This is a genomic window from Ruegeria sp. H3, assembly GCF_056533095.1.
The window spans coordinates 25,180-42,014 of the sequence record NZ_JBQFOD010000012.1 but is presented as its reverse complement, the minus strand read 5'-3'; the positions used below and the strand labels follow the sequence as shown (position 1 = coordinate 42,014).

15 protein-coding genes are annotated in these 16,835 nt (G+C 55.4%); 8 read left to right on the top strand and 7 right to left on the bottom strand.

The window, feature by feature from the left end; all coding sequences use genetic code 11:
- Positions 1–2 precede the first annotated feature (2 nt).
- The 3 genes from ACR0JE_RS14570 (at position 3) to ACR0JE_RS14560 (ending at position 3,507) form a co-directional block, all read left to right on the top strand.
- Positions 3–1,250: an MGH1-like glycoside hydrolase domain-containing protein gene (locus tag ACR0JE_RS14570; RefSeq protein WP_480864684.1), complete on the top strand. Its 1,248-nt coding sequence runs from the start codon at positions 3–5 to the stop codon at positions 1,248–1,250.
- The gene (locus ACR0JE_RS14565) at positions 1,250–2,317 is read left to right on the top strand and encodes an ABC transporter ATP-binding protein (RefSeq protein WP_480864683.1); all 1,068 of its coding nucleotides are present in this window, start codon (positions 1,250–1,252) and stop codon (positions 2,315–2,317) included. The genes ACR0JE_RS14570 and ACR0JE_RS14565 overlap by 1 nt, the downstream gene beginning before the upstream one ends.
- A 143-nt stretch (positions 2,318–2,460) precedes the next feature.
- Positions 2,461–3,507 (top strand): GlxA family transcriptional regulator, encoded by a 1,047-nt coding sequence (locus ACR0JE_RS14560; protein WP_480864682.1) that lies wholly within the window; start codon positions 2,461–2,463, stop codon positions 3,505–3,507.
- Here ACR0JE_RS14560 and ACR0JE_RS14555 read toward each other — a convergent pair.
- From ACR0JE_RS14555 to ACR0JE_RS14525, 7 genes are read right to left on the bottom strand one after another with little or no spacing between them, the layout of a single operon-like run.
- Positions 3,467–4,399 carry a 3-hydroxyacyl-CoA dehydrogenase NAD-binding domain-containing protein gene (locus tag ACR0JE_RS14555; RefSeq protein ID WP_480864681.1) on the bottom strand — a complete coding sequence of 311 codons (933 nt, stop codon included), beginning with the start codon at positions 4,397–4,399 and terminating at the stop codon, positions 3,467–3,469. The two genes, ACR0JE_RS14560 and ACR0JE_RS14555, sit on opposite strands and share 41 nt — an antisense overlap.
- On the bottom strand, positions 4,399–5,139 hold the full coding sequence (locus ACR0JE_RS14550; RefSeq protein WP_480543794.1) for an SDR family NAD(P)-dependent oxidoreductase: 741 nt from the start codon (positions 5,137–5,139) through the stop codon (positions 4,399–4,401). The genes ACR0JE_RS14555 and ACR0JE_RS14550 overlap by 1 nt, the downstream gene beginning before the upstream one ends.
- The gene (locus tag ACR0JE_RS14545) at positions 5,139–6,557 is read right to left on the bottom strand and encodes an aminobutyraldehyde dehydrogenase (RefSeq protein WP_480864680.1); all 1,419 of its coding nucleotides are present in this window, start codon (positions 6,555–6,557) and stop codon (positions 5,139–5,141) included. Before ACR0JE_RS14545 ends, ACR0JE_RS14550 begins: the two co-directional genes overlap by 1 nt.
- A gap of 10 nt (positions 6,558–6,567) precedes the next feature.
- On the bottom strand, positions 6,568–7,500 hold the full coding sequence (gene kce, locus ACR0JE_RS14540; protein WP_480864679.1) for a 3,5-dioxohexanoate:acetyl-CoA acetone transferase: 933 nt from the start codon (positions 7,498–7,500) through the stop codon (positions 6,568–6,570).
- Positions 7,500–8,294 carry an SDR family NAD(P)-dependent oxidoreductase gene (locus tag ACR0JE_RS14535; RefSeq protein ID WP_480864678.1) on the bottom strand — a complete coding sequence of 265 codons (795 nt, stop codon included), beginning with the start codon at positions 8,292–8,294 and terminating at the stop codon, positions 7,500–7,502. The genes kce and ACR0JE_RS14535 overlap by 1 nt, the downstream gene beginning before the upstream one ends.
- Complete coding sequence (gene betC / locus ACR0JE_RS14530) at positions 8,291–9,826, bottom strand: choline-sulfatase (RefSeq protein ID WP_480864677.1); 1,536 nt, start codon at positions 9,824–9,826, stop codon at positions 8,291–8,293. Before betC ends, ACR0JE_RS14535 begins: the two co-directional genes overlap by 4 nt.
- A complete protein-coding gene (locus ACR0JE_RS14525; protein ID WP_480864676.1) occupies positions 9,823–10,941 on the bottom strand; it encodes an aromatic ring-hydroxylating oxygenase subunit alpha in 1,119 nt (372 codons plus the stop codon). The genes betC and ACR0JE_RS14525 overlap by 4 nt, the downstream gene beginning before the upstream one ends.
- A 384-nt stretch (positions 10,942–11,325) precedes the next feature.
- Between ACR0JE_RS14525 and ACR0JE_RS14520 the strand changes: the two genes are divergently transcribed.
- The 5 genes from ACR0JE_RS14520 (at position 11,326) to ACR0JE_RS14500 (ending at position 16,515) form a co-directional block, all read left to right on the top strand.
- Positions 11,326–12,270, top strand: a complete 945-nt coding sequence (locus tag ACR0JE_RS14520) for a helix-turn-helix domain-containing protein (protein WP_480543788.1) — start codon at positions 11,326–11,328, stop codon at positions 12,268–12,270.
- Positions 12,271–12,639: 369 nt separating this feature from the next.
- Positions 12,640–13,458: an efflux RND transporter periplasmic adaptor subunit gene (locus tag ACR0JE_RS14515; protein ID WP_480864675.1), complete on the top strand. Its 819-nt coding sequence runs from the start codon at positions 12,640–12,642 to the stop codon at positions 13,456–13,458.
- Positions 13,455–14,168 carry an ABC transporter ATP-binding protein gene (locus ACR0JE_RS14510; protein WP_480864674.1) on the top strand — a complete coding sequence of 238 codons (714 nt, stop codon included), beginning with the start codon at positions 13,455–13,457 and terminating at the stop codon, positions 14,166–14,168. The genes ACR0JE_RS14515 and ACR0JE_RS14510 overlap by 4 nt, the downstream gene beginning before the upstream one ends.
- Positions 14,165–15,307 (top strand): ABC transporter permease, encoded by a 1,143-nt coding sequence (locus ACR0JE_RS14505; protein WP_480864673.1) that lies wholly within the window; start codon positions 14,165–14,167, stop codon positions 15,305–15,307. Before ACR0JE_RS14510 ends, ACR0JE_RS14505 begins: the two co-directional genes overlap by 4 nt.
- A 35-nt stretch (positions 15,308–15,342) precedes the next feature.
- Positions 15,343–16,515 carry an ABC transporter permease gene (locus ACR0JE_RS14500; protein ID WP_480864672.1) on the top strand — a complete coding sequence of 391 codons (1,173 nt, stop codon included), beginning with the start codon at positions 15,343–15,345 and terminating at the stop codon, positions 16,513–16,515.
- The last annotated feature ends 320 nt before the right edge of the window (positions 16,516–16,835 follow it).

Genomic DNA, 16,835 nt, shown 5'->3' with positions numbered 1-16,835 from the left:
AGATGAACCAACATACAAACCCCGACCGCGAGGCACGCAACATTCTGATTGCCAACGATCGCGGCGGTTACACCATCCCAACCGAGGGGCTGTACCCCTATCAATGGAACTGGGACAGTGCCATCGCTGCGCTGGGCTTTGCCGAGTTCGACATCGACCGCGCATGGGTCGAAATCGAAACATTGTTTTCAGGCCAATGGGATGACGGTATGGTGCCACATATCCTGTTTCATAAGCAGGATGAGGGTTATTTCCCGGGCCCTGACGTCTGGGGCTGCAACGGGCCAATTCCCTCCTCAGGTATAATCCAGCCGCCGATCGCCGCAACGATGGCCCGCAAGATCTGGGAAAAAGACCCCGAAGCCGGTGAAGCGCGGATGCGTTCATTGTTCCCGGCGCTGCTGGCCTGGCACCGGTGGATCATGACGTGGCGCCTTGATGACCACGGCGCAGTTTGCACCACCCATCCATGGGAGGCTGGCCGGGACAATGCGCCGGATTGGGACAACACGATGGCGCGGATGGATGCCTCGGACGTGGGCGAATATCAGCGTCGTGACACAAAGCACGTGAACAGCGATGACCGCCCGACCAAATACGACTACGACCGTTATATAAAGCTGGTCCAGATCGGGCGGAACGTGCATTGGGATCAGAGTAGGCTTCTCGATGATAATCCATTCCGGGTTGCCGATCCGACCATGTCCTTCACCACTTTGCGCGCTGCACGGGATCTATTGATCGTCAGCGAAGCTTTGGATTTACCCGCCGACGGTTTGACCGAGGACATCGCAAAATTGGAAGCCGGGGCGCAATCGCTTTGGAATGATGAACTGGGGTCCTTTGATTCTCGCGATGCGCACACTGGCGAGTGGTCCGGTAGCGTTTCAAACGCATCTTACCTGTGCTGGTATGCAGGTGTGGATTCTAAGGGAATGCTGCAGCGCGCACGGTCGGTATTGGAAACCGTGACATACCCCTTCCCAAGCTATGACCCGTCAATGCCGGGCTTCGATCCTCGCCGATATTGGAGAGGGCCAAGTTGGGCGATCATGAACATGCTGGCCGGGTTCGGTCTGGACGAAATGGGCCACAAGGTAGAGGCAGAGTTGTTACGCAGTAAAACAGCAGATCTGATCTCAACCTTTGGCTTTGCAGAATATTTTGACCCAATGACGGGCAGCCCCGCAGGCGGCAAGGCATTTACCTGGACAGCCGCTGTTTGGCTGCATTGGGCTGGGAGGAACTGATGGGCAGTATTGAACTCAAAGGCGTCGAAAAATGGTTCGGCAGCGCACAGGTCATCAAGGGCGTCGATCTTAAGATCGAAGAAGGTGAATTTGTTGTCTTCGTCGGCCCGTCGGGTTGTGGGAAATCCACACTTCTTCGCATGATTGGCGGGTTAGAAGATATCTCGCGTGGTGCGCTTCTGATCAATGACGGCGATGTCACCGACCACCCGCCATCCAAGCGTGGGCTCACCATGGTTTTCCAGTCCTATGCGCTCTATCCGCATTTGACCGTGGGCGAAAACATGGGCTTTTCACTCAAGGTAGCGGGCGTGCCCAAGGCTGAGATTCAGGAACAGGTTACAAAAGCCGCCGAGGTGCTGAAGCTAGAGCCGTTTCTGGAACGCCGACCAAAGGATCTATCGGGGGGACAACGTCAGCGCGTCGCCATCGGACGCTCGATCGTCCGCGATCCCACCGCTTTCCTGTTCGACGAACCGCTTTCCAACCTCGATGCCGCCCTGCGGGTCGAGATGCGATACGAGATTGCGAAACTGCACCAGAACCTAAAGCGCACGATGATCTATGTGACCCATGATCAGGTTGAGGCCATGACGCTTGCGGATCGGATCGTCGTGCTGGAATACGGCAAGATCGCTCAGGTGGGGACACCACGCGAGTTGTATGAGCGCCCGGCCAATCTGTTTGTTGCTCAGTTCATAGGAAGCCCAAAGATGAACATCCTGCCATGTACGACGCGGGATGGCGCATATCATCTGGACAATGGCGGTTCAGGCGGGTTTTCCCTGACCAGCGAAGCGACCAAAGTCGGAATACGCCCCGAGCATATTGAGATCGCAAACCCCGGTGCCGGTCAATCGGACGGGACAATCGAGGTGGTCGAGTATCTGGGGGCAGACTCGTTTCTGATTGTTGATTGCGGCAACGATGAACGTGTCACGGTGCGTCTGAACGGGGATACTGATCTAAGAAGCGGCGCAAGAATTGGCATGGTCTTTCCACCTGACAAAACACACTTCTTTGATGCCGACGGACAATCGATGACCGAGCAAGCTGCAAAGACATGATCGGTCTTTCGCGTGCTTTTCTGGCCAGATGAAATGGAACGGTCGGTGCACTAAAGCCGATTTTGGGCCGTCAAAGCCAGATCCGATGATCCAGTTTATTCCATGGAAGTTCGTTTGACGAATTCGGACGATGCTTTACAAAAATGGCCATGTCAGGTGCACAGCTTGAGATCATCGTTTTTGTGACGCCGCATTTTAATGTCTCGGCGACTTCTGCATTTATCGATCCGTTCCGCATCGCGAATTATCTGAGCGGAGCGTCGAAGTTCAATTGGGTTTTCGTTTCCAAAGACGGTGGCGAAGTTGAAGCCAGCAATGGGATGGTCGTTTGCACCAAACCGTTGAAAGAGGTCGAACGATCCGAGCCCTGGATGATGCTGGTCAGTTCCAGTTGGACACCCGAACGGCACGCGTCGCGCCAACTTCGCACACTGCTTCAGCGATGGGCTGGATCGGGTGTCATCATTGGTGGTTTGGACACCGGCGCGATCATTTTGGCAATGGCGGGATTGCTTAAGGGTAAGACTGCAACAGTTCACTATGAGCACATTGATGCATTCATCGAAATTGCAACCAACACCACGGTTTCTGAGAACATGTTTGTACTGGATGGTCGCATGTTCACCTGTTGCGGCGGCACGGCTTCGACGGATATGGGGCTGAAACTCGTACACAACGTTGCGGGTGAAAGCACTGCCAACGCGACAGCACGCTACCTTTTTCATCACAATGTCAGGGGTGAAGATCAGTCACAAAACCCGAAGGTTGTTGAACCCATGGGCTATGTAACATCTGGCGTCGTCCGCGCTGCCATTGATTTGATGGAAGCCCATCTGGAAAACACCCTGTCGATCCCCGAGATTGCGGAGCGTTTACAAACCTCACAGCGGCAACTCAGCCGCCTGTTTCAGCAATATGTACATAGATCACCCGTGGCTTATTACCGTGATATCCGGCTGGATCGGGCACGTGGTTTGGTCACGCAGACTGAGTTGAAGCTAAGTGAGATCGCTGCGGCCTCTGGCTTCAACAGCCAAGTGCATTTTAGTCGGGCCTATCATCAACGTTTCGGCCTAGCACCAAGCGCGGATCGGGTGGCTGGGCGGGTGCCGTTCGAGTTCCGCGCCTGGCCCATGTACCAACCTGACATCAAGAGCGAAGGTGCCGGGTCGCTGTCTGCAACGCTGTGAGCATTCGATCTCGCTGAGCAGATAGGTCTGCCGGGCTTTGGCCCTTGGATTGAGACGAAACTCCATCGACCAAAAGATCGATAACATCGTCATTGAGTCGAGGATCCCCAAGATCATCCCACCAGCCGTTGAACGTGTCCTTGAAATGCGCGCAAAAGGCCCTGAGCCCACCTTCGCCCGCGCCGAGGTGAAAGAGCGTTGTCGGGCCCATTGCGGCCCACCGCAGGCCGGGTCCAGCCCACATGGCTTTGTCAATGTCTTCGACGCTAGCGACGCCTTCAATGGCCATATGTACTGCCTCGCGCCATACAGCGGCCTGCAAGCGGTTCGCAACGTGGCCCGGAAGACCCTTGCGAATTCGGATCGTGACTTTGCCGATATCCTCATAGAACGCTTCTGTTCGGTCCAAGACATCCGCCTTCGTCGCGGTGTTAGCAGTGAGCTCGACCAGTGGGATCAGATGGGGTGGGTTGAATGGGTGGCCAAGGATCAGAGGGCTCGGATCTTGCCAACCTTCCTGCAATGCCTCCAGCGTCAAACCAGAGGTGGAACTGGAAACGATCACATCTGGTGTGAGAGCGGCTTCGATATCTTTGTAGGTCGCGTGTTTGATGGGCAGTCGTTCCGGGACGTTTTCCTGAACGAATTGCGCGTCGCGCACAGCCTCTTTTACGTTCGCAACAAAGCGAATGGCATCGGGTGTTGCACGCGTCGTCAATCCAAGCTCTTCAAGGGCGGGCCATGCTTTTTCGATATAGTCACGCACGTCAGATTCAACGGTTGGGCTGGGGTCAAAGACAGTGACACTACGACCCGCAGCGAGGAAGAGTGCGGCCCAACTTGCACCGATAACGCCAGCCCCAAGGACGGCGGTATGATTAATCTCTGTCATCAGAATAGTCCCGGATTAAGGGGTGAGGCTGCGGTCATGCCGCCATCAACAGTGAACAGCTGCCCGGTTGCGAAGCCCGCCTCATCAGAGGCGAGCCAAACAGCCATAGCAGCGATATCAGCCGGTCTGCCAAAGCGTCTAACCGCGTGCCGGGCGAGCGCGTCTTGTTTGGCTCGTGCTGGATCATTTGCCAAATCAAAACCGGCATCCAGCATGCCCGTTTCGATCCAGCCGGGGCAGATGGCATTGCAGCGAATGTCGGGGCCATGATCGACAGCGATTGAGCGGGTCAGCCCATGCACAAAGGCCTTGGACGCATTATAAAGTGCCATTGATGGGTCCGCGACAGTTCCAGAAATCGAACCGATGTTGATAATCGCCGATCCCGAAGGCATGTGTGGGATGAACGCCCGACAACAGTTGAACACGCCGCGCGCATTGACGCCCATCACCCGGTTCCAATCTTCGTCTGTGCTGTCGACCACGGACTTTTCGACCTGCACGCCCGCGTTGTTGACCAGGATATCGGTGCCCCCAATTGTCCAGACGATTTGTGCAACTGCGTCAGGGTCGGACACATCTAGCGTGTGCCAAATTGCATTCTCCGGCAGATCATCAGGTTGTGGGCCGCGCCCGCAGGTCGTAACAGCAGCCCCTTCAGCCAGAAATGCCTCCACAATTCCGCGACCAATCCCTTGCTTGCCGCCCGTAACAAAAGCGCGTTTGCCAGCCAGCCGCATTAGTGCGCCACCATCACATGGCGGATCGCGGTATAGGCGTCCAGCGCATAAACGGACATATCACTTCCAGTGCCGGACCCTTTCATCGCGGCCCAAGGCATTTCCGGTGTGGCAACCCCATGCGTATTCACCCAAGTGAAGCCATAGCGCAGTTTCGACGTCATCTGCATGGCCCGGCCGACATCACGCGTCCAGACCGAGGATGCGAGACCGTAAGAACCACCGTTTGCAATACTCAGAGCATCGTCCGCATCTGCGAACCGCGAAACTGTCACAACTGGACCAAATACTTCCTTGCAGGCGACCTCGGCATTGTTGTTGACGTTGGCGATGACGGTTGGTTGGTAGAAAAAACCTTGTCCGTCACCCTCGGCACCACCGGTCACGATTTCAGCAGCGCCGCGCGCTCGTTCGACGTAGCCTGCAACGCGATCCCTTTGCGCCAAAGAGACCAATGGCCCCATTTCGGTGCCTTCCGCCTTTGGAGCGCCGATCTGAATTTGGCTGACCTGGCCTTCAATGGCTGAGACGAGCTTGTCATAAGCTTTGGCAGCGACCATCACCCGACAGGGTTGGGCACAGTCCTGACCGGCGTTGAAATAGCTCCCAAAGCGAATGGTCTCGGCTACGGCCTCAAGTTCAGCGTCATCAAAGACGATCACAGGTGCCTTCCCGCCCAGTTCAAGGTGGACATGCCGGATTTGCTGCGAAGCTGCCCGCATCGCCGCCATGCCCGTTGCGGGGGAACCTGTGACGCTGATGGCTTCCATTTGCGGGCTGTTGATGAGGGCGTCGCCAACAGTTGGACCGCGCCCGTGGATCACATTCAACACCCCTTTGGGAAGGACGTCTTGCAGCAGCTCCGCCATGCGAAGGGTAGACAGAGGGGTTATCTCGGACGGTTTCAGGACGACCGGGCAACCGGCGGCGATAGGGGCCGCCAACTTCCAGGAGGCCATCATCAAAGGATAGTTCCATGGTGCGATGGCGGCGACCGGACCCACGGGATCACGACGGATCATCGATGTATGCCCAGCCACGTACTCTCCGGCGGCTGAGCCCGTCATTGTGCGTGCGGCACCGGCAAAGAAACGAAAGACATCGATGGTCAGAGGCATTTCATCATCAAGGGCCGAAGGCCATGGTTTGCCGACATCAAGGCTTTCCAGTTCTGCTAGTTCCTGACTGTGTTCTTCGAGGATATCAGCGATCTGCAGCAAAATGGCGGCGCGATCAGCAGGAGGCATGCGCGCGAAGCTGTCGAAGGCTTCGGCAGAGCTGCGAACAGCCGCTTCGACCTGTTCTAACCCGGCTTCATTCACGGCCCCGATGACCTCACCCGTTGCGGGGTTCACGACATCAAGCGCCTCGCCCGTACCGTCCACCATTTCGCCATTGATCAGCATTTTCGTTTGCATGTTGTCCTCCCTAGAACCCGACCTGATCGCCACCTTTGAGGGCAAGCCGTGCGCGCGCTTCTGCAGGGGATGCAACTGTGAGGCCAAGGCTTTCAACTATCGTGCGGATCCGTGCCACCTGTTCGGCATTCGATTTGGCCAGTTCGCCTCTACTAATAAATAGGCTGTCCTCTAGCCCGACGCGTAGGTTGCCGCCACGCATGGCGCTTTGCGTGGCGAATGGCATCTGGTGGCGGCCAGCGGCCAGCACGGACCATTCGTAGTTTTCTGATCCGAACAGCTTGTCGGCTGTGTTGTGCATGTGGACCAAATGGTCGGGGTCAGCCCCGATGCCGCCCAAAATTCCAAACACCATCTGAATGAAGAATGGCGGTTTGATGATCCCCTGATCGACAAACCATTTAACGTTGTAGAGGTGGCCAAGATCGTAGCATTCAAACTCGAACTTCGTGCCATGATCTCCGCCGAGTTTTTCGATAGCGTAGCGGATCGTCTTGAACGTGTTGGGAAAGATGAAGTCTTCGGTCATCTCAAGGAATGGACGTTCCCAATCATGCTGGAATTCGGTGTATTTCTGAAGCATCGGGAAGATCCCGAAATTCATTGAACCCATGTTCAGGCTAGCCATCTCTGGGCTCGCAGACGTGGCAGCCAACAGCCGTTCGTCGATAGACATTCCCAGCCCGCCTCCGGTCGAAACGTTGATGATCGCATCAGTCGCTTGCTTGATGACAGGCAGGAACTGGCCGAACAGCTCCGGCCGTGGGTCGGGCTTACCCGTCTCAGGGTGACGGGCGTGCAGGTGGATGATCGACGCACCGGCCTCTGCCGCTTCGATGCTTGCTGTTGCGATCTGAGCTGGCGTGATGGGCAGGTGAGGCGACATCGACGGTGTGTGAATGCCACCGGTCGGTGCGCAGGTGATGATAACAGGCCTGGGCATCAGAGCTTCATCTGTTGGACTTGCGCCGACAGACCCCCGTCCAGCACCCATAGTTGGCCTGACGCATAGCGCGCCTCGTCCGAGGCAAGCCAATTTACCAGATTGGCGATATCCGTCGGTGTGCCGTAGGTGCGCATCGGGTGCACGTCGCGCACTGCTTTTTGCAGGGTTTCGATATTGCCACCGCCACCGCCCGAGCCATCGCCGTTGAAGAAACTTTGCAACATGGGTGTATCGATGTACCCAGGGCAAACCGCATTGACCCGAATGCCTTCTGGGCCGTGATCGCAGGCCATGGCGCGGGTAAGCGCATGGACGGCCCCTTTGGTCGCGCAATAGGCAGCCAGTCCGGGGTCAGCGATGAATCCGTCATAGGAGCCAAAATTGATCAGGCTGGCACTGCTGCCAGACTTTGCTGCTGCTCGCATCAAAGGCAGCGCGTATTTTGAGGTCAGGAACGTGCCGGTAGAATTCACCGCGAAACTTTGGTTCCATTCTTCAAGCGTGGTTTCCTCGACTGTCTTTTCGATTTCGATCCCCGCCGCGTTTACAAGGATGTCTAACTTGGCATGGGCCGTGCGGACAATATCCATCGCGGCGATGGCGTCTGCTTCTTGAGTGACGTTGAGTTTAACAAAATGACTGCCGTCATCATCGTGCTTGTCCAGCGACCCCTCCGGTGTCAGATCAGCCGCATAGACCGTCGCACCTTCTTTCAAAAACCGCGCAACGATTGCGCGACCGATTCCACCCCGTGCGCCTGTCACCAGTGCGACTTTTCCGTTTAACATCATTGATCCTGATCCTTCCGGGGAGGGAAACGGTACCTGCTGGCCGCAAGCGTCCAATCCATGTGGTTGCGCACATATTGCTGGCTGGCGTCAGAGGGCGGGTTGTAATCCCAAGCCTCGCTGGTTCCTGCTTCCATTGCAGCGTGCAGAGCCCGACGTGACTTTTGCGTCGCTATGATCTGCTTTCGAAGCGTTTCGCCATCCCATCGATCAGCGACCTCTTTGGCAAAGCGAGCTGCGGCATCTGTGTAATCCGGGTCTGCGGCGACATTTCGCGTTTCCTTGGGATCGCGGCCAAGGTCGTAAAGCTGAGGGGGGTCACTATCGCAATGGATGTATTTGAGCAGCCCCCGTCTGATCATGATTACGGGATAGCCGGTCATTTCGGCACAATACTCGCCAATCGCCTCGTCCACAGGATCGTCTTCTCCCCTCATCAAAGGGATCAAGCTGCGCCCGTCTATCGGTTCGCCCAGCATTGAAAGATCGCCACCTGCGATGTCGATGAAGGTGGGGAGGAGGTCTACAAGCGAGACCGCGTTCTGAGCCGTACCAATCACTACGCCAGGGCCTGCCATGACAAGCGGCACGCGCGCGGAATGCTCAAAGAAGCTCATCTTGTACCAAAGACCACGTTCACCCAACATGTCGCCGTGATCTGCGGTCACGATCACGATCGTATTTTCAAGTTCCTCCGTTTCTTCGAGGGTCTGAACAAGTTCACCGATCTTGCTGTCAAAATAGCTGACATTGGCCAAGTAAGCGCGTCTCGCGCGGATCACTTCCTCATCCGTCAGTGGTACGTATGACGCCTGGATCCCATCCAACAGCCTGCGTGAAAACGGGTCCTGGTCTTCAAGCGCGGGCACAAAGTCCGGCATCTCGATATCGTCGTCGGAATAGAGGTTCCACCACTCGGGCCGGGAAACATAAGGATCATGCGGGTGAATGAAACTGGCCACCATCGCAAAGGGTGCCGCGTTGCCCGCCGCCTTGTCGCGCGCTGCATCAAAGAGCCACCGTTTGGCGGCAAAGGCGACCTCATCGTCGTAGTCGATCTGAAATGTTGCATGTGCCAGGCCGCTTTCCTTGACGGTCTGCATATTGTGATACCATTTGTCGATCCGCTCATCGGGTGCTTCCCAGTCCGGGGTCCAGGCAAAATCCGACGGATAGATATCAGTGGTCACGCGATCTTCGAACCCGTGCATCTGGTCAGGGCCAATAAAATGCATTTTGCCTGACAGGCAGGTCCGATATCCTAACATTTTCAGATAGTGGGCGAAGGTCGGGACGGATGCCTTGAACTCTGACGCGTTATCATAGGCCGCAATACGGCCGATATGCTGACCTGACATGAAGGCGAAGCGCGAGGGCGCACAAAGAGGTGAATTACAATAGGCCGCATCAAACCGCATACCACGTGCGGCTAGCGCATCGAGATGCGGCGTTTTCGCGGTTTTGTGCCCGTAAGCTCCGGTGAAGTGTGGCGCCAGTTGGTCTGCCATGATCACGAGTATGTTGGGCTGTGTCACGCTGCACCTTTGGCGTAGGCATCCAGAAGCAGCCCGTGAAAGTGATGCACCGCATGTTCGGATTTTCCCGATCCACCAGGGTCATGCACGATGCGCCCTTGGGTAAAGGCAGGCGTGCTCATACCGCGCTGCACACTTTCGACCAGACCGATGTCTTCGACCTGAAGAACCTCATCCAGATATCGGATGGCATCAAGCTCCATTGCGTCAGGCTCGGGGGTTTCCAGAAAGAAATCGTAGGTTTCCAAAGTCCGATCCGGCCCAACTGGAATGATATTAAGGACGATCATGCTGGACCGCCCCGGATATCGCATCAGGCAGGTCGTTGGATAGAGCCACCACACCGCGTGGGTTTTGACCGTGGCATTGGCAACGTCATACGCTGAATTTGCGTGTTGACCTGCATCGGCCATGTGGCTGGAATAGATGGAGTGGGTTGTTACCTTATAGGTATCCATGTCTACCAGATCGCAGAAATCCTTATGCGCGGTGGGGCAATGGTAACATTCCAGGAAGTTATCGACGACATTCTTCCAGTTCGATTTGATGTCGTATGTCAGTCGGTGGCCAAAGGTCAGCTGATCTACATCAGGGGCCCAATGGCGCACTTCGATCTCAAGATTGCCAGACTGCTCTGCCAACGGGATGGCGTTTGGGTCTAGGTTGACGAAAACGAAGCCACAGAACTCTTCAACCTGCACCTCGTCCAAGCAAATTTCGTTCACGTCGAAATCGACGAGATTTTCGGTATGTGGCGCGCGCACCAACTGCCCATCCAGTTTGTAGACCCATGCATGATAAGGGCACATAATCCGTGTTGTGGTGCCTTCGCCTGAAAGGAGTTCATGAGCACGGTGTTTACAGACGTTATAAAACCCACGCAGTACGCCAGTTTTGTCACGTACAACCGCAATTGGCTGGCCCGCGATCTCAACTGTGACATAGGCCCCCGGATCACGTGTTTTTTCAACGTGGCAGACCCATTGCCAAGTCTTGCCGATCACGGACTTTAGGTCAGTGTCGAACCATCTTGGCTCGGTATAGGCTTCTGCCCTCAATGATTTCGAACGCGCTGGATTGTCGTCATAGCCATCTGAAATTGCCGCGATGTCCATCAATTCATCCTCCCGGATTTGAAAAAACGATATTGAAGCGGTGGAACGAAACTTAGCATTTTTCGCCAAAGTAATTACAAAAATAGCCATCCAACAAAGGAAGAGTCTGTGAATTTGGATCAATCTCAATGGGCTTTGTTTACGAGAAGTCTGAAAAATACAGTTGCCAAGATCTGAAGCATCGTCATGAAACATTGTGTTGAGGTCTAGACCATTGGCGCTGGGTGCCTCATCTTTTGTCAGCAATCATTCTATTCAAGCATGACGAGTTATCTCTGCGCTATGATCTTTGTACCGCTGCCTTTTGTTGTCACAATCTTACTGGTACTGCTTTTTGTCAGCATCGCCCGGCGGGAGAATGATCAACCCAAGAACTCAGCATTTATGCTGTTGATCATATGTGCGGCTTTGCAGTCCATGTTGATCGGATTGCGTTTCGGGTATGGTGTTGAATGGGTCCGCTTCCTTTCGCCACTGCTGGCGACCGTAATGGCCCCATTGGTTTACTTCGGCTCGTTGCAACTGGTCGGCCCACGGCGGGTTGGGAAACTCTATCCGATTGCGCCGCACAGTCTTCCACTTTTGATGGTCCTGTTTTCGATGGCTTTCTGGCCCGCTGCGCTGGACGTGATTATTATCGTAACGTTCCTTGTCTATGCAGCTCTTATACTTTTTCTGCTGAGATCCGGGGCAGATGCACTTCGGGTGACGGCGCTGGAATCTGCGGGACTGGTTCACCGTGCTTTGGTTTTTGCGGCACTTGTCTTGATATTCTCTGCAGTGGTTGACACGCTTATCACTGTTGACATCGCGATCATGAATGCCCGTCATTTGCCGCAGCTCGTCTCGGTTGGTAATGTCGCAACTCTGCTCTTTCTTTCAATGGCCACCGCAGTGGCCAGTCGTGGTCGAGCCACGGGTGAAAGCTCAACACACGCCCCAACAACTGCGCCATCGTCACTCTCTGGTTCTGCTGATGATCAAGAGATCATGGCAAACATCGAGAGTTTGATGAGCGAAACACATATCTATCGGGACGCCGATCTAAACCTTGCGCGCCTCGCCCGCCGGGCGGTTGTCCCGTCGAGGCAAATCTCGGGGGCAATCAACCGGATGACGGGAAACAATGTCTCACAATACGTCAACGGCTACCGTATCGCTGAGGCTTGCGAACTGCTGGAGAACAGCACACGTTCGGTAACGGAGATCATGTTCGAAGTTGGTTTTGAGACAAAATCTAATTTCAACCGAGAGTTTCGACGTGTGACAGGCGTAACGCCGCTTGAATGGCGCAAATCAAAAGGGTCCACGTCAAAAGTGGCGCGCTGACCTCGCTTGGAATTGACTGAATCGCGATTTCGAACGTCCTAGATCGCGTTAGAGGTCGCGGGTTCGCGGGATGCGACAAATTCTGGTGACATGAAAACAGTCACCGATCAAAACAGTAAGATGTCCGAGACGCTGAGAGAGCTTTCAGCGTATCCGGCGCCAATTGCATCGGGCAGGTCATCGCGGCGCTTTTCCAAGCTGTCTTTGGCAAGTTTAACATCTGTGTTGTTGTTTGCGGCCGGTCTGGGAATTGCTCTTCTGCCTGATGGCGCGCAGCGCACTCTGTTGCAGTCTGACGTGCCGAATACGTCAGTTGGAGCTGCGCCGCAGCGTTTCGTCTTAGACTCACCTGCTCCTTCTTCAGCACCCATGATCCGAGAAATCACTGGTTCCGGCTACGTCGCCGCACAATCCTCAGCCGTTGTTTATGCCGAACATAGTGGGCTGATAGCGGATATTCTTGTTGAACCCGGAGATACGGTTCGCTTGGGCCAACCGGTACTTGTTATCGAGGACAAAGACGCCAGGTTCGCGTTGGAAAGCGCGCAGCTCTCGCGTTATGTCGCCAAACTGGCGCTTTCTGCTGCACGTATTTCCTGGGCACAGGTTGATACGACACTGCAGAGACAGGCCGAGCTCAGCCGAAGGGGGGCGGTTCCAAGTAGTCGGTTGGAAGATGCACAGACGGCTGCGCGCATGGCGGCCAACCGGGTCGAACACGCTAAAGCCGAGTTTAATAGGGCCGAATTTGCTGTACGCGTCGCAGAAGAACGCGTTGCCGATCTGACCGTGCGTGCGCCGATCGCGGGGACTGTGACACAGCTTTCCGCTCATGTAGGCGATGCCGTTCTGGATCGTATCGATGCGATACATGATGGAATCGGTCTGATGATAATCGCTGATATGGGCCGGTTGGTCATCGATGCTGATGTGACAGAAAAAGCGATTACTGACCTAAGCGATGATCTCATAGGCGAGGCGGTTCTGGACGCCTTTCCCAATCAACCCTTCACTTTCTCGCTTCAACGCATAGCGCCATTGGTGAATGCCGCCAAAGGAACCGTTGAGCTGCGTCTAAAACCGATCGATCCGCCTGCCGGGCTGCGGCCAGGCATGGCAGCGCGCGTCAACATCACGTTGCCTTCATCATCGATGCACACCCAAATAGAACCGGGAGCTAACCCATGAGTACCAATTCAGAAACCAACAAGTCTTTCATCACACTGCACGGTATCGGCAAGACCTTTCAAACCAGTGGCACGAGCGTTCCAATATTCGAAAACCTCGATCTCACCATCCAAAAAGGTGAATTTGTCGCTGTGATGGGGCCATCGGGTTCCGGGAAATCAACGCTCCTCAACCTTCTGGCAGGTCTTGACGGGCCAGATACTGGTGAGATCTGGATCGCAGGCCAAAGGCTGGACCATATGGGCGAGGCCGCCCGTTCAGCGTGGCGTGCGCACCATCTTGGGATCGTGTTCCAATTCTACAACCTTCTGCCAATGCTAACCGCCGAAGAAAACGTGGAACTTCCGCTGCTGTTGAAACCGATCCCTGCATCTATGCGGCGCGTGCGGGTTGAGAAAATACTCGATCTCGTGGGTCTGGCCGGGCGCGGACGTCAAAATCCTGCACGCATGTCCGGTGGGCAGCAACAACGCGTCGGAATCGCACGCGCAATTGTGTCTGATCCAACTCTTTTACTTTGCGACGAGCCGACCGGGGATTTGGATCGTGCATCCGCCGATGAAGTACTGACAATGCTAGAATACCTGAACCGCGAGCTTGGCAAGACCATCGTGATGGTCACCCATGACCCTGAAGCTGCCGAGGTCGCGGGCCGTACACTGCATCTTGATAAAGGCGTGTTTATTGAGCGTGAGCGGGTGATGGCATGACATTCTTTGGTCTCACTCGCAAAAGCGCGCTACGCAAACCACTGCGTTCCATATTGCTGATCATTTCCGTCGTTGTGGCTTTTTTCATCTACGGTCTGACCGCCAGTTTTATTGCCGGATCACAGGGCACGGCCGCCGCCAGCGACGATTTGCTTGGTGTAATGCACTCAGCCGGTCGAAGTCAGCCCTTGCCCGTGGCCTATCTACCGCGCATCGCTAAGGTAGCTGGTGTTGCAGAAGTCAGCCCCATCACACGGTTGCGCGGCAGCGTTCGCGATGAGCGCAATGTGGTCGCGGTCAGCGCAGGTCGGCCTGACAAGTTGCTGGCCGTCAGCGGTAGGGATCTCGGACTAAGCCAGTCTATGATTGATGCGCTGGGTGCCGGGCGGGATAGGGTCCTTGTCGGGCGCGCCCTTGCCGAGGCTCAAGGCTGGAAGGTCGGAGACCGACTGACGGTTTCGGCCTTCCGCACCAAAAGACGTGATGGAAGCCGTGACTGGCCGTTTGAGATTGCCGCAATCTTTGATGGCAAAAGTGCCAGCACAGATACGTATTTTATCCTTGCCCAGTATCGTTACATCAACGAAGGCCGCGCACGGGGCAAAGATACCGTGTCCACCTTCGCGCTTCGTCCAGAACCAGGAGTTGCACCACAGGAATTGGCACCGCGTATAGACGCGTTGTTCGCCAACTCTGCGGCACCCACGCGCACCTTGTCAGAAAAGCAATTCCTCAGTGCGTTCCTCAGCCAATATGCAGACATCAAACATGTTGTAACGCTGGTTGTCAGCGCCTCTTTCGTGACGCTTTTGATGATCGTGATCAACACAATGGTCTTCGCCTTGCGCGAGCGTCGTTTTGAGGTCGGTGTGCTGAAAACCCTGGGGTTTTCGCAATCCCGTATCCTGCTGATGGTTTTGGCTGAGGCCCTTTTCATATTCCTGCTCGGCGGTACGATCGGATTGGGACTTGCGAAGCTTGCCAGCCTGGCCTTGCCGCCCGCTCTGGGGCTGGTTTTTGATCAGGGTGTCCTGTTGCGCGCAGCCGCACTGGTTTTCCTGCTTGGTCTCGTCGCCGGGGCGCTGCCCGCGCTGACCGCCATGCGAACGCCAATCCTTTCCGCTTTCAGAACGAGGTAAGCCCGATGCCTTCATCCTTTCGACAAATCATTGCAATGAGCCGTGCAACCTTTCTCAGTATTCCGCGCAGGCTGGCCATTTCCTTGTCTATGGTCGGGTCAATCACGCTTGTGGTCTGCGTTCTAAGCGGCTTTCTTGCCATGGCGCGGGGGTTCGAAATCACGTTGCAAAGCGCGGGATCATCAGACGTGGCTGTTATCCTTGGCGGCGGTACACGACAGGAAGGCAACTCTGATATCCCAAATGAAGTTGTGCGAGCACTTCTGGCAACGCGCGGCGATTTGGGCGTCTTGCGCGACGATCGAAATGTACCCGTCCTGTCGCGCGAACTGGTGGTTCCCGTCGAGTTTCGAGAAAGTCCCGACGCGGTACCTGAAACACTGGCACTACGCGGGATGGATGAAACTGGCCCGGGCATTCGCGCGGGTGTTACGCTCGTTTCCGGCCGCTCGATAAAAGCCGGTGCGCGTGAGATCATGGTAGGTGAGCAACTGGCCGCCCGCTATCCTGGCTTGAACGTCGGTGATCGGGTTCGGCTCGGTCCGGTTGATTGGACGGTTGTCGGACATTTCTCTAACCAAGGAAGTGCTTTGGAATCAGAGATTTGGGGCGACATTGATGCTGTGGCAGCGGCGTTCGACCGTTTGGGTGAGGTGCAAAGTCTTCGGCTCTCTCTCACGGAGGCCAACAAGCTTGACGGGCTAATCCGCGCCACCTCAGAATTCAATACAGCTCAACTTTTGGTTTTGACCGAGGCTCAGCTCTACGCAGGTCAGGCCGAGGGAACGGCGCGACTCGTCCGGTATTTTGGATGGCCAATGGCGATATTGATGGCGATTGGCGCAACCGCTGGGGCGCTGAATACCATGATGAGCTCGGTATCGGATCGAACCGTCGAAATCGCCATCGTCCGGGCGTTGGGGTTTAGCCGCTTATCGGCTTGTGTAGCGACCTGGTTGGAGGCTGTATTGCTTTCAACCTTGGGCATTGGTTTGGGCATTGCCGCATCATGGCTGGCAATAAACGGCTGGCAGGCAAGTACGATCGGCGCAAATGGCACAAAGCTGGCCTTCCATCTTGTGGTTGGTCGAGATGTTATGGTTGAGGCCGCATTGGTTGGTCTTGCCATCGGAGTCATAGGTGGTGTCGTACCCGCAATGGCTGCAGCTCGGCTGCCGATTGCAGTAGCATTGAGAGGGCGTCGCTAGGTGGCTTCTTCTGTTCTGTGCTCATCAAATGTACCGCTGCTTGATGTCGATGACATAACCTCTCGCTGGTTTGCTAATCTCGTGCATCCTGAAACAAAATTGCCCGTGAAGCCGTTTTCGAAACCGCCTTAGGTGATAGTTGTTGGGTGCTTCTAACTGCGCTCGGCGAGCACTTGGGTCAGAGCTGAATTCTCTGAATGAGCACGTTTCGCCGGGCATTTTCCACAAGCAAAGGTATTGAATTTGCGTTAGAACGCACATTGAAGCCAATGTGGTCAGACATTCAATACACAGGAATTTCATTGCCAAGTGGACTAGCC